Origin of the sequence: Sphingomonas trueperi, from assembly GCF_011927635.1 — a bacterium.
Classification (GTDB): domain Bacteria; phylum Pseudomonadota; class Alphaproteobacteria; order Sphingomonadales; family Sphingomonadaceae; genus Sphingomonas; species Sphingomonas trueperi.
This window is the reverse complement of the sequence record NZ_JAATJB010000011.1, coordinates 136,616-150,757: the sequence shown is the minus strand read 5'-3', so window position 1 is coordinate 150,757 and position 14,142 is coordinate 136,616. Positions and strand designations below refer to the sequence as shown.

Annotated in this window: 16 protein-coding genes; 3 read left to right on the top strand and 13 right to left on the bottom strand. The window is 66.2% G+C overall.

Annotated features, from left to right (window positions below; all coding sequences use genetic code 11):
- Positions 1 to 27 precede the first annotated feature (27 nt).
- The 5 genes from GGR89_RS16355 to GGR89_RS16335 all read right to left on the bottom strand — a co-directional run bounded on the left by GGR89_RS16355 (position 28) and on the right by GGR89_RS16335 (position 6,933).
- Positions 28 to 3,288 carry an error-prone DNA polymerase gene (locus GGR89_RS16355; RefSeq protein WP_042469231.1) on the bottom strand — a complete coding sequence of 1,087 codons (3,261 nt, stop codon included), beginning with the start codon at positions 3,286 to 3,288 and terminating at the stop codon, positions 28 to 30.
- The gene (locus GGR89_RS16350) at positions 3,288 to 5,132 is read right to left on the bottom strand and encodes a DUF6504 family protein (RefSeq protein WP_082052516.1); all 1,845 of its coding nucleotides are present in this window, start codon (positions 5,130 to 5,132) and stop codon (positions 3,288 to 3,290) included. The genes GGR89_RS16355 and GGR89_RS16350 overlap by 1 nt, the downstream gene beginning before the upstream one ends.
- The gene (locus GGR89_RS16345; protein ID WP_125972939.1) at positions 5,050 to 5,826 is read right to left on the bottom strand and encodes an ImuA family protein; all 777 of its coding nucleotides are present in this window, start codon (positions 5,824 to 5,826) and stop codon (positions 5,050 to 5,052) included. The genes GGR89_RS16350 and GGR89_RS16345 overlap by 83 nt, the downstream gene beginning before the upstream one ends.
- 64 nt (positions 5,827 to 5,890) lie before the next feature.
- Complete coding sequence (locus tag GGR89_RS16340) at positions 5,891 to 6,316, bottom strand: DUF1810 domain-containing protein (RefSeq protein ID WP_042469232.1); 426 nt, start codon at positions 6,314 to 6,316, stop codon at positions 5,891 to 5,893.
- A gap of 2 nt (positions 6,317 to 6,318) precedes the next feature.
- Complete coding sequence (locus tag GGR89_RS16335; protein ID WP_042469234.1) at positions 6,319 to 6,933, bottom strand: SOS response-associated peptidase; 615 nt, start codon at positions 6,931 to 6,933, stop codon at positions 6,319 to 6,321.
- A gap of 51 nt (positions 6,934 to 6,984) precedes the next feature.
- On the opposite strand from GGR89_RS16335, the gene GGR89_RS16330 reads away from it, so the two are divergent.
- Positions 6,985 to 7,503: an SOS response-associated peptidase family protein gene (locus GGR89_RS16330; protein WP_241217813.1), complete on the top strand. Its 519-nt coding sequence runs from the start codon at positions 6,985 to 6,987 to the stop codon at positions 7,501 to 7,503.
- Between the two features lie 39 nt (positions 7,504 to 7,542).
- Here the strand turns inward: GGR89_RS16330 and GGR89_RS16325 are convergent, their stop codons facing one another.
- Genes GGR89_RS16325 through GGR89_RS16305 form a run of 5 tightly spaced genes read right to left on the bottom strand, consistent with a single transcriptional unit; the run spans position 7,543 to position 11,307 of the window.
- Positions 7,543 to 7,911 (bottom strand): hypothetical protein, encoded by a 369-nt coding sequence (locus tag GGR89_RS16325; RefSeq protein WP_066518870.1) that lies wholly within the window; start codon positions 7,909 to 7,911, stop codon positions 7,543 to 7,545.
- Entirely contained in the window at positions 7,908 to 8,411 is a 504-nt protein-coding gene (locus GGR89_RS16320; protein WP_125972941.1) for a cupin, read from the bottom strand. Before GGR89_RS16320 ends, GGR89_RS16325 begins: the two co-directional genes overlap by 4 nt.
- On the bottom strand, positions 8,408 to 9,223 hold the full coding sequence (xth, locus tag GGR89_RS16315; protein ID WP_042469237.1) for an exodeoxyribonuclease III: 816 nt from the start codon (positions 9,221 to 9,223) through the stop codon (positions 8,408 to 8,410). Before xth ends, GGR89_RS16320 begins: the two co-directional genes overlap by 4 nt.
- The gene (gene ligD / locus GGR89_RS16310) at positions 9,220 to 11,094 is read right to left on the bottom strand and encodes a DNA ligase D (protein WP_125972943.1); all 1,875 of its coding nucleotides are present in this window, start codon (positions 11,092 to 11,094) and stop codon (positions 9,220 to 9,222) included. The genes xth and ligD overlap by 4 nt, the downstream gene beginning before the upstream one ends.
- Before the next feature lie 33 nt (positions 11,095 to 11,127).
- The gene (locus GGR89_RS16305) at positions 11,128 to 11,307 is read right to left on the bottom strand and encodes a hypothetical protein (protein ID WP_042469238.1); all 180 of its coding nucleotides are present in this window, start codon (positions 11,305 to 11,307) and stop codon (positions 11,128 to 11,130) included.
- A gap of 448 nt (positions 11,308 to 11,755) precedes the next feature.
- On the opposite strand from GGR89_RS16305, the gene GGR89_RS16300 reads away from it, so the two are divergent.
- The gene (locus GGR89_RS16300; RefSeq protein WP_066518880.1) at positions 11,756 to 11,989 is read left to right on the top strand and encodes a hypothetical protein; all 234 of its coding nucleotides are present in this window, start codon (positions 11,756 to 11,758) and stop codon (positions 11,987 to 11,989) included.
- Between the two features lie 74 nt (positions 11,990 to 12,063).
- Positions 12,064 to 12,357, top strand: a complete 294-nt coding sequence (locus tag GGR89_RS16295) for a hypothetical protein (RefSeq protein ID WP_232252440.1) — start codon at positions 12,064 to 12,066, stop codon at positions 12,355 to 12,357.
- 19 nt (positions 12,358 to 12,376) lie between these two features.
- On the opposite strand, the gene GGR89_RS16290 is transcribed toward GGR89_RS16295, so the two are convergent.
- From GGR89_RS16290 to GGR89_RS16280, 3 genes are all read right to left on the bottom strand, one after another.
- Positions 12,377 to 13,024: a hypothetical protein gene (locus tag GGR89_RS16290; RefSeq protein WP_042469241.1), complete on the bottom strand. Its 648-nt coding sequence runs from the start codon at positions 13,022 to 13,024 to the stop codon at positions 12,377 to 12,379.
- A 275-nt stretch (positions 13,025 to 13,299) separates the two neighbouring features.
- Positions 13,300 to 13,863, bottom strand: coding sequence for a DUF2726 domain-containing protein (locus GGR89_RS16285; RefSeq protein ID WP_042469242.1), 564 nt, complete (start codon positions 13,861 to 13,863; stop codon positions 13,300 to 13,302).
- A 57-nt stretch (positions 13,864 to 13,920) separates the two neighbouring features.
- Positions 13,921 to 14,139 carry a hypothetical protein gene (locus GGR89_RS16280; protein ID WP_223308180.1) on the bottom strand — a complete coding sequence of 73 codons (219 nt, stop codon included), beginning with the start codon at positions 14,137 to 14,139 and terminating at the stop codon, positions 13,921 to 13,923.
- Between the last annotated feature and the right edge of the window lie 3 nt (positions 14,140 to 14,142).

The window sequence follows — 14,142 nt, the reverse complement described above, 5'->3', positions numbered from 1 at the left end:
CCGCGGCCCTGGCGAGGTGCGATCCTGTTAGTGGAAGTCATGGCTGCGGATGCGCAGAACCTCGGCTTCGTCGATCGCAGTTCCGAACGGCGGCGAGGCGAGCGTACGGGCGCGCGCAAAGTTCGGGTCACGCGGGTCAGGCCCGCCGCCGTTCTTCGCCCCGTCTCCGCGGCCTGGTGCGACGCTGAACTCCATTCGGCCAATCGAGCGCAGCATGTCGTCATGATCGACGATGCGATCGCAGATGATATGGATGACCTCGCCTTCCTTCTGTAGGTGCCCGCGCATCGCGATCATCGACGACGACATGACCTGGCGGCGGTAGATCTCGAACCGGTCGGGCCAGAGGATGCCGTTGGCGATGCCGGTCTCGTCCTCGATCGTCACGAACAGCACGCCTTTGGCGGAGCCCGGACGCTGACGCACGAGAATGACGCCGGCGACCTCGATGTTGCGGCCGTCGCGGATCGTCGCGAGATCGGCGCATCGGACGATCTTCATCGTATCGAGCTGTTCGCGCAGAAAACTGACCGGGTGGCCGCGAAGCGATAGCTGGGTCGAGCGATAGTCCTCGACCACTTCCCGGCCATCGCTCATGGGCCGCAACGCCACCGACGGCTCCAGCCCCTCGGGCGAGAATTTGGCCTCGCGTTCGTCCGCCGCCGCAAACAGCGGCAATGGTGCTTCGCCCAGGCCCTTGACCTTCCATAGCCCCTGTCGCCGGTCCTCGGCGATGCAGTGGAACGCGTCGGCTTCCGCAAGCCGCTCGATCGCGGCGCGCGGCATGCCTGCGCGGCGCCAGACTTCCTCGACGCTATCGAACGGCGCAGGCCCGCGTGCGCCGACGATCGCCGCGCCGTGGATGTTGGCGAGCCCCCGGACCTGCCGCATCCCCAGCCGCACCGCCATGTAGCGGCCTTTGGCCGGCTCCAGCGTGCAATCCCAATGGCTGTCGTTGATCGACACCGGCCGCACCTCGACGCCATGTTTGCGGGCATCGGCGACGATCTGCGCGGGCGCGTAGAATCCCATCGGCTGCGCGTTGAGCAGGGCGGCGCAGAACACGTCGGGATGATGGTGCTTCATCCAACAGCTCGCATAGGCGATCTTGGCGAAGCTGGCGGCATGGCTTTCCGGGAAGCCATAGGAGCCGAACCCCTCGATCTGCTTGAACGTCCGCTCGGCGAAATCCTTCGAATAGCCGCGCTCGACCATCCCGCCCACCAGCTTGTCGTAGAAATGCGAGACGCCACCCGTCAATTTGAACGTCGCCATCGCACGGCGGAGCTGGTCGGCCTCGACCGCGGTGAACCCGGCGCCGACGATGGCGACCTTCATCGCCTGCTCCTGAAACAGCGGCACGCCCAGGGTCTTCTCGAGCACGGCGCGCAGCTCGGGCTTGGGATATTCGGGCTTCTCCTTGCCCTCGCGGCGACGAAGATAGGGATGGACCATGTCGCCCTGGATCGGACCGGGGCGGACGATCGCGACCTCGATCACGAGATCGTAGAACTCCTTGGGCTTGATCCGCGGCAGCATCGACATCTGTGCGCGGGACTCGATCTGGAAGACACCCAGGGTGTCGGCCTTCTGGATCATCGCATAGACGTCGGGATCATCATCCTGCAGGTCGGCCATGCCGACACCGATCCCCTTGCAGTCGCGCAGCATGTTGAACGCCCGGTTCATGCAGCCGAGCATGCCGAGGCCAAGCACATCGACCTTCATGAACTTCAGCTCGTCGATATCGTCCTTGTCCCACTCGATAATCTGGCGATCCTCCATTCGCGCTGGCTCGATCGGCACGAGCTCGTCGAGCCGGTCCTGGGTCAGCACGAATCCGCCGGGGTGCTGAGAGAGGTGGCGCGGCGTGCCGATGAGCTGACGCGCGAGCAGCAGGGTGAGCTTGAGGCGATGATCCTCGGCGTTGAGGTTAAGGCCGGCGATCTGTTCGTCGGTGATGCCATCGACCGACCAACCCCAGACGAGGCCGGTCAGCATCTTGGTCAGGTCGCGCGGCAGGCCGAGCGCCTTGCCGACCTCGGCGACCGCGCCGCGGGTGCGATAGCGGGTAACGACCGCGGTCAGCGCGGAGCGGTCGCGGCCGTAGGTCTCGTAGATCCACTGGATAATCTCCTCGCGGCGTTCGTGCTCGAAATCGACATCGATGTCGGGCGGCTCCTTGCGCTCGCCCGACACGAACCGCTCGAACAGCAGCTCATGCTTGATCGGATCGATCGACGTGATGCCGAGCAGGTAGCAGACGCAGCTATTGGCGGCCGAGCCGCGGCCCTGACACAGGATGCCGCGTCGCCGGCTTTCGGCGACGATCGCGTTGACCGTCAGGAAGTAGGGCGCGTAGCGGAGCTGGTCGATCAGTCGCAGCTCATGGTCGATCTGGTCGCGGTAACGCTGCGGCAGGCCATCGGGAAACGCCCGCGCCGCCGCATCTTCGGTCAAACGGGCCAGCGCCTGCTGCGCCGTGCGGCCGGCCATGACCTGCTCATAGGGATATTGATACTGGATCTCGCCAAGATCGAACCGGCATCGGGCGGCGATGTCGGCGCTGGCCTGAATTGCATCGGGAAAGGCCGCGAACCTTCGCTCCATCTCGACCGGGGATCTGAGATTGCGGTCCATGAACCGCTCGCGCCGGAACCCCAGCGCGTCGATCGTCGTCTTTTCGCGGATCGCGGTCATCACGTCCTGCAGCGGCCGCGCCTCCGGCGTGTGGTAGAGCACGTCGCCGGTCGCGACGCTGCGCATTCCGGCATCGCGCGCCAGCGCGTCGAGCTGGACCAGTCGCTCCACATCGTCGGGTCTGCGCCGCAGCGACAGCGCGAGATAGCCCCGCGCGTCGAACGTCTCGCGCAGCTCGGCGAGATGCGCGGCGGTATTGTCGTCCGGCAGGTCAGGGACGAGGATCGCGATCAGACCCTCGGCATGGGCGACGACATCGCACCAATCGAGGATGCAGCAGCCCTTGCCACCGCGCGCCTTGCCGACCGATAGCAGCCGAGTGAGCCGCGACCAGGCCGCGCGATCGGTGGGGTAAAGCAGCAGCGCGCGGCCGTCAGTGAGATCGACCCGCGCGCCCGCGATCATCCGCACGCCGGTCGCCTTCTGGCCACGCCAGCCTCGGACGATGCCGGGCACACCGCCCCAATCGGTCAGGCCGAGCGCGCTGTGGCCGAGCAGCGCGGCGGCCGAGAACAGCTCCTCGGGCGACGACGCACCGCGCAGAAATGAGAAATGGCTCGTCACCTGAAGTTCGACGTAAGTCGCCATCAGCCAAACAGCCCGTGCATGTACCAGCTAAGATCGCCGGTGCTGCCCTCGACTCCGTCGCCGCGCCGGAACAGCCAAAACCGCTCGCCGCCCTCGGCCTCCACCCGGAAATAATCGCGGACCGCCCACATCTCGCGCTCGCTGCGCCACCACTCGCCGTGGATGCGCTCGGGACCATCGCCGGCGACGACGCGATAGGACTGGCCACGCCACACGAACCGGCGCGGCGGATGATCGGGCAGCAGCGCCACCACGTTGGACAGTAGCTCCGGCCGACGCAGCAGCCGCGCGGGCCGCTTCCATTTGGGCCATCCCGAGGGGCACGCAAGCGCATCGGCGCGGACGATCGCGCGCTCGGGCACGTCGCTTTCCTGGGCGCCGATGCGAAACAGCGCGGCATCGCCGGCACGGCCGGCGAGCTGGTCGACCAGTGGCGCAAGGTCGGGCGTGCTGGATTCGGCCAGCCCGGTGCCGAGCGACACCGGCATCAGGTCTTCGACCCGCGGTGCGGTCAGCGCCATCGCTTCGATGCCGAGGTCGGGTTCGATCCGCTCGACCCGCATCGCGAACATGCGCTTGAGATGCTTTGCATCGCGCGTTGCCTTGGCGGTGCCAAGGCCGATGCGTTGTTCTACCCCATCCACTCGCAGGCAGATGAGGACAGCAGCACGTAAGCCGAGACCGCGTGCCTGGAGCACGCCCACCATGTCGTCGATCAGATCGTCGATGACCTGGGTGATCGCCTCGGCGGTGCTGATCGGTTCGAGCAAGCTGCGCTCGACGCGCGGTTCTTCGAACGGCACGACGGGCACGATCGGCTCGGCGACGAGCCCGCGGGCCTGGTCGAGCCGCGTGACCGTCGTCATGCCGAGCCGTCGGGCGAGCGGTCCGCGCGCGATTGGGTAGAGATCGGCGACGCTTTCCAGCCCGAACCGCGCGGCGGAGCTCAACGCCTCCGGGGTCAGCCGGAGCGCGGCGAGCGGCAGGTCGGCGATGGCCTCCATTTCGCGACCGGGAGGGAGGACGGTGACGGGCTCGCCGCCGTAGCGCGCCAGCGCATGCGCGGTGCCGGGCGAGCCGGCGATCGCGATGCTGGCGGTGAAACCGAGCCGATGAAGGAAGCGGAGCAATCGGCGGCAGAAGCCCGCCTCGCCGCCGAACAGGTGCGTCGTGCCGGTCAGGTCGAGCCACAGGCCATCCGGCCCGGCGACGCTCGCGGTCGGCGTCCAGCGCCCGACTGCATGCAGGGCCAGCCGGTCGAGCAAGGCGCGATCGTGATCAGGCTCGGCATCGCGCACGTCGAGATCGGTGACAAGCGCGCGGGCGTGCGCCGCGGCCATGCCGGGACGCAAGCCCAGCTCCAGCGCGACCGGGCAGGCAGCGGTGACGACATCGCGTTGGCCCATGCGTTCGATCAGGATGGTCGGTCGCGTCCATGCCGCCACGAGTGGCAGCGGCGCGGCGACGGCATAGCCCGTCGCGCCTTCGTCGGGCGGCATCGCCTTGAACGGATTGTCGGCGGCCTCGCTGCGTCGGCCCATCTCGCGCATCGTCGGTCGCTGGTGCGCCGGCAGCGCATCGATCTCGGCCTGGCTCGGCTTATCCGGCCGCGCGCCCTCACGCGGCCAGCTCGCAGCGCCGTGGTCGGCGAGCGCCCAGCGCGCGCCCGGCCGCCAGCCGCCGCCACGCGGCACCGAGCAGGCGCCGGGGTCGTCGTCGATCGGCGCTGCAAATCTCGATTGTGCGGGGACCGGCGGCGCGTCAGGCGGCTTGGCTGGCCGCTCCAGCCGTCGCAATCGCTCTATGGGGAGCTGCGGCAGGTAGAGCGAGGCGACCCGTATCATCACATGCTTCAAGTTCGAGGGAGAAAGGATTGCCGTTCCGCTGGCGGACCAGCTCGACGGACCAGCGAGCGCGGCCGACACCGGCATAGGGCAGCCGTGCCGATGAGGCGCAACCGATCCGCCAGCGCGTCATCGCCGAGGAGGGTTGATCGAGCGGGCAGCGGTCGCGGGCACGGTGGCGGCGATAGAGGAGCATCGGGGTCTTGCCATCCGACGCGGCGAGCTGGAGCCGGCGGGTCGCCGTCTGATCGGCCGCCTTCACTTCGGCAATGACGCAGGCGATCGAGCCATCGCGAAGCGCGTCCTCGGCCATCGCCAGCACGTCGGCGTCCTTCCGGCCCTGCGCGTAGAGGATACGATCGGGACCGAGCCCGACCTGTTCAATGCCGGGTGCATAGAGGTCGAATTTGGAAAGTGCCCAGATCACCGTGAAGCCGGGTCGCGAGGCGAAGCGGGCAGCGATACCCGCCGCGAACAAGGTCGCGGCCGCATCGTCGCTCAGCGACGGCCGCGCCGCCGCGATCTCATGCAGCCCTGCGCCATCGAGGCCGTGATCGGCCAGCCGGTCGTCGAGCGCCGCCAGCCCGAACGCCAGTGCCGGCCCGCGCTGGCTCTGGGCCTGCGCGAGCTGAGCGCGAAGCGCAGCTAGCTGATCGGCGCAAGGCCGATCGATGGGCGACGGTTGGACAGACATCGGGCAAAATCGACTCACTTGTTCCCATTATGTTCCGCCTCAATCGGCACTTCGTCAAGCAGAGTCAGTCGTCGCCCAGGAGCCGTAGCGTCATCTCGTCGCGCTTGCCGCCGAACCAGCGGTCGAGCGCGGCGGCGAGTAGCGGCGAGGGGCGGACCGTCTCGAAGAGAGTCAGCGACGATCGCAGCTTCATCGCGTCGATCTCGCCGAACACCGCGACGGGATCGCTGATGGGCAAGTCCTGCAACGCGGTCACGCACTCGATATAGCGCGGGCCGAGCACCGGATGATCGAAATAGTTGCGCGCTTCGTCCGCTGAGCGGATCGCGAAATGCTGCGCGGTCGAGCTGCGCCCGAGCCCCGCGATCTGCGGAAAGATGTACCAAATCCAGTGCGAGCGCTTGGCTCCGCGGCGGATTTCGGCGAGCGCGCCGGGATAGGCGAGCGTCTGGGCCTCGACGAAGCGGTCGAGCGAATTGGCGTCGGGCATTGTCAGAGCAGCGCCGGCTCGGCGAGGGGCGGATAGACCTGCGTCACGGTGAGGCTGCCCTTCGGCAGTGCCTTCAGGACATCGGCCGCGGGCACGGCGGGATCGAGCCAGTCCGCCCATTGATCGCGCCGGAGCGGGACGATCTGGCGATGGTGATAGGGCTTCACATCCTCACCCGGCTCCATCGTCAGCATCGTGAAGGCTTCACCTGCCTGGGGATGCGAGCGCCAGATCCCGGCGATGCAGAACCATTCATGGTCGTCCAGCGTGAACAGGTATTTGGTCTTGCGCTTATGGCCGGGTTGGGGGTCCCCAAATTCGTAGAAGCCATCAGCAAGAATTAGGCACCGCCCGCTGGTGAACTCGCGGCCTTCGGACCGGAAATTATACACCGGCTTCCCGCCCTGGCCGGGCCAGCTCCACTTGCGATTGACCAGTTCGCCAGCCCCCCGCTCGCCCTCCGCGCTGCGGACGATCGGCGCGGTATCGCTGATCCTGATATCCTCGCGCGCGGCCACGTTCGGTGTGCCCTCGGGCATTTTGATCTTGATCTTCAGATCGTCGAAATCCCCGGCGATCGAGGCGATATCCACCTCCAGTCGGTAGTCATTGCACAAAGCGGTCAGCCTTTCTTGCGACTCTTCGTTGTTCCCATTATGTTCTAGACTATGGAGTCGCCAACCCCCTTTGATTCGGATGCGCCGCTGGGCGCTCGCCGCGCCATCATCCGGCGAAATCCGGACGATGCCAGCGAAATCGAGATGGTCGAGGCGACCTGGGGATCGAACCCGCGTTTCAGCGACGGCGAGTCTTACCGCTTCGTGCGCTCGGAGGGGCGGACCTTTCCGAGCCATCGCTGCCTCATTCCGGCGAGCGAATTCCACATGACGGTCGGCAAGAAGCGCTACCGGGTGTCGCTCGACGACGGCAATCACTTCTACCTTGCCGGCATCTGGGAGCCGGCAACGGGCGACTGGCCGCTCTGCTACCGCGTCGTCACCGTACCGGCGAACTCCGAGGTCGCCCGCTATCAGGATCGCCACGGCGCGATCATCTATCGCCGGCAGGTCAAACAGTGGCTCGATCTCACCTTTGCCGAAGCGGACCTGCTGGTGACGCCGCCGGCGCGGACGTTCGTGGTCGAGGAAGTCGGCGCCAGCGCCGGCCAGCGCATGCTGGCGATCTGACATGCGGGGGCGGTCATCCAGAGAGGAACCCTGCCATGATCAGCTCTTCCAGCGCACCGGGGTGAGGCGGATCGGCAGGGCGGGATCGATGGCGCGCCAGCCGCGCTGGCCGATCACATCATTGCTCTCCTTCGCGGCCCGGCCCGACGCGAGCGACCAGGTAATATGGAAATGGCTGCCGTCGCCGCGCGCGGTAGTTCCGCCAATCTCGACCACAAGCGCCTGCACGCCCACTTCATCGTCCGCCTCGCCGACTACCTCGCCCGCGGTCGCGGTGGGCAGTGGTGTCGCCTCGTCGGTGGAGAACCGCAGCGTCACATGATCGGCGACTGTCTCGGCATAGCGGGGCGGGAAGCGCGCGAGCAGCGCCGCGCGGTCATCGGGATCGAGCTTCCAGCCGACCGTCATGCTTTCCAGCTTTGGCGAAGCGGGCCGTCCTTCCCGAGGATCGGGTCTTCCGCCGGGACGGGGAGCGCGCGCATCCGCTGTCGCGCTTCGTCGGACGGCGCCTCGCGGCAGATGTCCCAGTCCTGCCCCTGCGGGTAGGCGCCGACGACCATGAAGTCGTCGCTTACCTCGAGCCGGCGATGGCCAGTGCCTACCGGCAGAACCACCGCATCGCCGGCGCGCACTTCGAACTCGCGCCCGCCCGGACCACCGAGCAGCAGCGTCCCGAACCCTGTCGCCACGCCGAGCGCTTCGTGCGCGGTCGAGTGATAATGGTGATAGCCATAAACCGTATCGCGCCATTGCGGCGGCCAGCCGTGATCGGTGAAGAGACGCTCGAATTGCTCGGCGGCCTCCTTGCCTTCGGCTTTGACGGCACCGCGATAGACGATAACCGGGAGCCGCTCGTTATTCGGCACCCAATCCTTCTGGTGCAGAATGAACTGTTCGGTCTCTATCATGCCGTCTGCCGCGCTGTCGCCTTGCGGCGACGTTTCGGCTTGTCCGCAAGTTCGATCCACACCGGGGCATGGTCGCTGGTCTTCTCCCACCCGCGCACATGCGCGTCGACCTGCGCATCGACGAGCCGGTCGGCCAGCGCGGGGCTGAGCAGCAGATGGTCGATGCGCAAACCAGCGTTACGGGCATAAGCGTTCCGGAAATAGTCCCAGAAGGTATAGATGACCTCGCCGGGATGGATCGTCCGCAGCGCATCGGTCCAGCCCTGGTCCAGCAGGCGGAAATAGGCGGCCCTGACCTCGGGCGCGAACAGCGCGTCGTCGAGCCAGCGCTCGGGTTTATAGACGTCGAGATCGGTCGGCATGACGTTGAAGTCGCCGGCGAGCATAACCGGCAGGCCGCTGTCGAGCAGTCCCTTCGCGTGCTCGATCAGCCGATCGAACCATTTGAGCTTGTAGTCGAACTTGGGACCGGGCCTGGGATTGCCGTTGGGCAGATAGAGCCCACCGATGAGGATGCCGTTGACGGCGGCCTCGATATAACGGCTGTGGCTGTCGTCGGGATCGCCGGGGAGGCCGCGGCGCGTTTCGTGGATTTCGCCGACGCGGCTCAGGATCGCGACGCCGTTCCAGCTTTTCTGGCCGTGCCAGATCGCGTCATAGCCAAGATCACGGATCGATTGTTCCGGGAATCTCTCCTGCGGCGCCTTCAACTCCTGCAGGCAAACGATGTCGGGCTGCGCCTCTTCAAGCCAGCGTAGCAATACGGGGAGTCGGCCATTGACGCCGTTCACATTGTAGGTGGCGATCTTCACAGGTCGGGGAGGGTCTGATCGGCGCGGCCCCAGCCGGCGAGCGCCTTCGACGCGGCGCGCTTCACCAGTTCCTTGGCATCACCGACACGCCAGTGCGCGGGCGTGTCGATCGTCTCCATCTCCTTCCATGAGATCGGCGCTGCGACCGGCGCGCCCGATCGTGCCCGCACGCTATAGGGCATGATGGCAGTCGCGCCGTGCTGGTTGCGCAGATAATCGACGAAGATGCGGCCCTTGCGCTGCGCCTTGGGCAAGGCGGCGGTGAAGTTGTCGGGGTCGCTCTGCGCGACCGCCTGGGCCAGGCGGTGCGCGAAGCTCTTCACCTCGGGCCACTCGGCGCGCGGTACCAGCGGCGCGATAACGTGGATGCCCTTGCCGCCGGTGACCATCGGGAAAGTTTTGAGTCCGATCGACTGGAGGATCTCGCGAAAGTGGAAGGCGGCCTTGCGCACGGCCTCGAAGTCGAGCCCTTCGTCAGGGTCGAGATCGAACACCAGCCGGTCGGCTTTCTCGACATCCTCGATGCGCGCTCCCCAGCCGTGGAACTCGATCGTGCCCATCTGGACGCAAGTCAGCAGGCCGTCCGGGGTGTCGATGTAGAGATAGGGTTCTTCGTGTCCGTCCTTCTCCATGATGCCGACATGCTTGACGGCATCGCCGAAGCTGCCGGCGTCGTGCTTCTGGAAGAAGCACTTCTTGGCGCGGCCCTGCGGACAACGCACTAGGCTGATCGGCCGCGATCCGACCCATGGCAGCATGATCGCGGCGACGGCGGCATAGTGGTCGGCGAGCGCGCCCTTGGTGATACCGCTGTCCGGATCGATGATCCGCTCCGGGTTGCTGATCTTTACCGACGATGGCGCCGTCACGGTCTCGACTGGCGCCGCGGTCTCCAGCACCACCGCCTCGGGCTTCTTGTCCTCGCGCAGGCCGAGATAGCTCGGATGGCGAAGCGTGCCTTCATTGGTCATCTCGGTATAGGCGATCTCGGCGACCAGCTTGGGCTTGAGCCAATGCGCGCCGCGAACTTCGGCACGGGGCGCTTTCACGGTGGGCGCCGACTGCTCGATCGGCTTCATGATCTCCATGAGCCGGATCAGCTCGGCGGTGTCGAAGCCGGTGCCGACCTTGCCGGCGTAACGCAGCTCGCCTTTCTCGTGGATGGCGAGGATCAGCGAGCGGAACAGCCGCGACTTGTCCGACGGTGTCCAGCCGACGACGACGAACTCCTGTCGCTTGATGCACTTGGTCTTGAGCCATCCACCCGAGCGCGAGCCGACATATTTGCCGGTCGCGAGCTTCGAGATCACGCCTTCGAGCCCGGCGGCGCAGAACTGGTTGAGGAGCTTCTCGCCGCTGCCCACGATATGATCGGAGTAGCGCAGCCGGCTCTTGCTCTTTGGCAGGATCTTCTGGAGCTTCGCCTTTCGCTCGACGAGCGGCAGGCCGGTCAAATCCTCGCCGTCGAGCTCCAGCAGGTCGAACGCGAAATAGTCGATCGTGGCCGGCGCGCCCTTGAGCGCGCCCTGTAGCGCCTGAAAGCTCGATCGCCCGTCGACATCGAGCACCACCGCTTCGCCGTCGATCAGCGCAGAACCGACCTTGAGCTTGAGAGCGTCGGTAACGATGCCGGCGAAGCGATCCGACCAGTCGAGACCGGAGCGGGTGTAGGCACGGCCTTCGCCGCCGCCGACCGCGATCAGCGTCCGGTAGCCGTCATATTTCATCTCGTGGAGCCAGCGGTCGCCGCTCGGCACGGTATCGACGAGCTGTGCGAGCTGGACAGCCCGAAAGGGTGGGGGTGCCGCTGCCCCGGCGCGCGGGAGAGACGTATTGTGCTCGCTACTTGCGCGGGAAGCAGCCCGGGCCATCAGGTGTCGGCGGAAATCGCGATCATCGCGACATCACTTCTTCTTCTGATCGCCGCGATCGCCCTGGCCGGGCTTGACCGTCGTCTTTGCCTTGGTGCGCCGATCAGCGGCCAAGGATTTGCCGACGTCATCTGATTCCTTGAACTGGCCTTTCTCGTCACGCCGAACGTAGCGTTTGTCTGTACCCGTATCGATCAGTTCGCGCTTGCTCATGGACGCTCTCCTTCTTGGTGGAGAACGCGCGAGGAGTCGAGCGGTGCCCGGACAGGCTTCGCCTTCGGCCGCAATGATTGCGGCGCTACTGCCCGGTCTCATCGAGCGTTGTCCGGTGAAGCAGTTCTCGACCATGCCGTGCCAGCAATCCAAGCGGCTCGGGAAGCGCGGCGGTAGGTTCGTTCCTCTTCGATGGAATCAGAGCCAATCTGTTTAGAACTCGCTCGCACGGTGGTAATTCGCTGGGCGGGTAATGAACGAGGCGGATAAGACCCGCTTGTCCAGCGCAGTGAGGATCAGGATCCGACAGCAGCGAGTTCACGGAGGCCAACAAGCACTTCTTGACTGCGCGCCAGGCCTTGATCTTGTTCAAATCATTTCCAAATCTTTCGAGCGGTTCAGCCGGACCGAAGCATAGCCGCGACCTGAAACGAAAGGAGGCAGAGTCATGTCGCAGCCTGTTTCCCGATACCTTCATCCCTTCGATGTCGCCGAGCATCCGACACTCGAACCCGAGGTGAAGCGCGCCATCCTCGCTTCCTGGGCATCCGACCGCGTCGCGGTCGAGGGTCAGCCGGCGCTCCGCCGGCCGCCAGGCGCCCGACATCCCGTCTCAGTCGACGAGATATTGGCTGCTCTACGATCGCTGGACGGCGAAGACGCTGGGCCAACCCTGCAGTGAAAGGCGGACCGCTTCGGCGCTGGCGCGAGCGCGGCGGACGGGTTGTACGCGTCCTGCTGCCCTTTGAAGACATCATGGATGTCGCGCTCGCGCTGCTTGCCCTCTCGCCGGGTGAGCTTGCCGCGCTGGGCTGGAGCTTTGCCGCTCGCAAGCGTCTGCTCGAGCACTTTCTCATAGCCGGGAAAGAAGCGGATGCGATCGATCCGACGGCGCTTGACCGAACGATCCTGACGTTACGTCTGCCAGCGCGGGACGTGCGGCGGCTCCAGGATTTCGCTCGCCGGGAGCTCCCCAAGATGGCGAGCCGCGCGGCCGTGATCGATCGACTTGAAGCGGCGCTAGACACTGCCATCGGTGGGGAGCGCTGAACCCCGCCCGCGCGGCGGGTCACCTCCCCGTCCCCTCGACGGCGAGCAAAGGCGGCGGGTCGCCGATCTTGACCCGCGTCTTCAACGTTCCATCCGGGCGTCGATGCAGGTCGATCCCTCCGAAATGCCGTCGCGTGAATGTCATGAGCTTCACGATGCTTTCGTAAGTCGTCGATGGTCCGAAGAACTTCACGGGCCCATGCCATTTGTCGCCCTCGATGACACGCATCCGATAGGTGCCAGGCGAAACCGGGACAGTGACGTCATCGTCGCCATGGACATAGACCGAGATGACGTGGTGGTCGGATCCGGGGTCGAACAGTTGGACGACAGCATTGGCCGATGCCGTCACCACCCGCATGCGCGATGTGGCATCGTGCGGGTCTATGGCCGCGTTCACCGTGACGCTTCCCGAGGGCGGAAAAGGCAAGGCTGCTTCCCGATCGGGGAGCCAGCCACTGCGCCTCGCTTCCCGGTACATCGGATAAAGGAAGGAGGCGGCGGACAGCAGAATGATCCACTTTTGCATGGGGTGGGGACCGAACCGCACCTTGCGGCCCTTCTGATAGTCGAAGCCCCGGTTGGTACCATCGAACCACGGGGCGCCTCCGAAACGTCCCACCCTGCGCCGCCGTTCGCGCATATAGTCCCTGTCATCGAGGCCCACGGCAACCCTCTGGTGGCGAGGTTCGGGGGACACAGCCGGAGCCGGCGCGCTTCGCGATCGGCAGGGGCGCGAGGCGCATGCAAAAGGCTGCCGTCCGGCTCCAGTGGATGCCAGGGTGCCGAAGCAACAGGATCGCGGGGCCGGGCCCACCCATCGCCTTCAAGTGTCGCTCCGATGGCATAGCGCGTGGCCGTGGGCGCGGAAGCTCAGTGGTCGCGGTAGGCTCGCGAAAGCTAGTGCGCCGAGCGGGGAGCTTCGCCGGCGCCGGCCGCTGATCAAGCATCGCCCGCCTGCCGGTCTTCAGCCGCCGAGATGCTCGTTCTCGACTGGAGGAGGGGCGCGAGCGCGAGCCGGACATCTGGAAGGGCCGGCTTGGCCCGGGCGGGAATGCGGATCGTCGTGTAGCCCGCGCGCTGCGTCATCGCATCGCGGTCCTGGTCGCGACGCGCGACGTGAGAGGAATCGTCGACCTCGATCAGGGCGACGACGGATCCGCTCGAGCGATCCTGCACGACGAAGTCGACAATTTTTTGCGAGAAGCTGTTGCGATCCGCCGCGCTGGCCTTGCGTCCATCGCGGCGGGGTGCCCGCAGGAGCGCTCCCATGGATACTTGGGCGTGGATGCGATGGCCGGGGAGGATCTGCTCGATCGCGGCCAGCATGGCCTCCTCCCTTTCGGTTAGGAACTGCCGCGCGACCGGTTCCGCTTGCGCTTGCGCTGGGACCGGCTCGGGCGGACCGCCGGGACGGGACGAGCTGTTGTTGAGCAATATCAGCAGCGCGAACGCGCAGCCGAGGAATATGATCATCGCAAGGGACGATCCGATGAGGCTGGGCATATGTCAGGCTTCCTCATTGTGGGCGATGTCCCGGCGCAGCCGCGCCGGCTTTGAAAGTCAGCTCCAGCCGTCGCGGCGGCCCTCACCGCTGTCCTTGAGCCCGCGCCGGTCGAGGCTTGAGCGCCGGATCTCCAGTTCGACACCGTCCCGGGTGTCGCGCGTCCGGATGTCCCGCGGATCGACATCGTTTCGCTTGGCAAAATCCTCGGCCGCCTTGGCGCTGCCGAACTTGCCCACCTCGTCGAAATCCCATCCACTCATCGTCGTCTCCATCATCAA

Bases quoted from the DNA above. Each gene is read 5' to 3' on its own strand.
- GGR89_RS16325 (WP_066518870.1), bottom strand. From the start codon at position 7,911: ATGACGGTCGGCTGGAAGCTCGATCCCGATGACCGCGCGGCGCTGCTC.
- GGR89_RS16280 (WP_223308180.1), bottom strand. From the start codon at position 14,139: ATGATGGAGACGACGATGAGTGGATGGGATTTCGACGAGGTGGGCAAG.
- GGR89_RS16285 (WP_042469242.1), bottom strand. From the start codon at position 13,863: ATGCCCAGCCTCATCGGATCGTCCCTTGCGATGATCATATTCCTCGGC.
- GGR89_RS16350 (WP_082052516.1), bottom strand. From the start codon at position 5,132: ATGATACGGGTCGCCTCGCTCTACCTGCCGCAGCTCCCCATAGAGCGA.
- GGR89_RS16355 (WP_042469231.1), bottom strand. From the start codon at position 3,288: ATGGCGACTTACGTCGAACTTCAGGTGACGAGCCATTTCTCATTTCTG.
- GGR89_RS16330 (WP_241217813.1), top strand. From the start codon at position 6,985: ATGGAGTCGCCAACCCCCTTTGATTCGGATGCGCCGCTGGGCGCTCGC.
- GGR89_RS16340 (WP_042469232.1), bottom strand. From the start codon at position 6,316: ATGCCCGACGCCAATTCGCTCGACCGCTTCGTCGAGGCCCAGACGCTC.
- GGR89_RS16300 (WP_066518880.1), top strand. From the start codon at position 11,756: ATGTCGCAGCCTGTTTCCCGATACCTTCATCCCTTCGATGTCGCCGAG.
- GGR89_RS16320 (WP_125972941.1), bottom strand. From the start codon at position 8,411: ATGATAGAGACCGAACAGTTCATTCTGCACCAGAAGGATTGGGTGCCG.
- GGR89_RS16305 (WP_042469238.1), bottom strand. From the start codon at position 11,307: ATGAGCAAGCGCGAACTGATCGATACGGGTACAGACAAACGCTACGTT.
- GGR89_RS16295 (WP_232252440.1), top strand. From the start codon at position 12,064: ATGGATGTCGCGCTCGCGCTGCTTGCCCTCTCGCCGGGTGAGCTTGCC.
- ligD (WP_125972943.1), bottom strand. From the start codon at position 11,094: ATGGCCCGGGCTGCTTCCCGCGCAAGTAGCGAGCACAATACGTCTCTC.
- GGR89_RS16345 (WP_125972939.1), bottom strand. From the start codon at position 5,826: ATGTCTGTCCAACCGTCGCCCATCGATCGGCCTTGCGCCGATCAGCTA.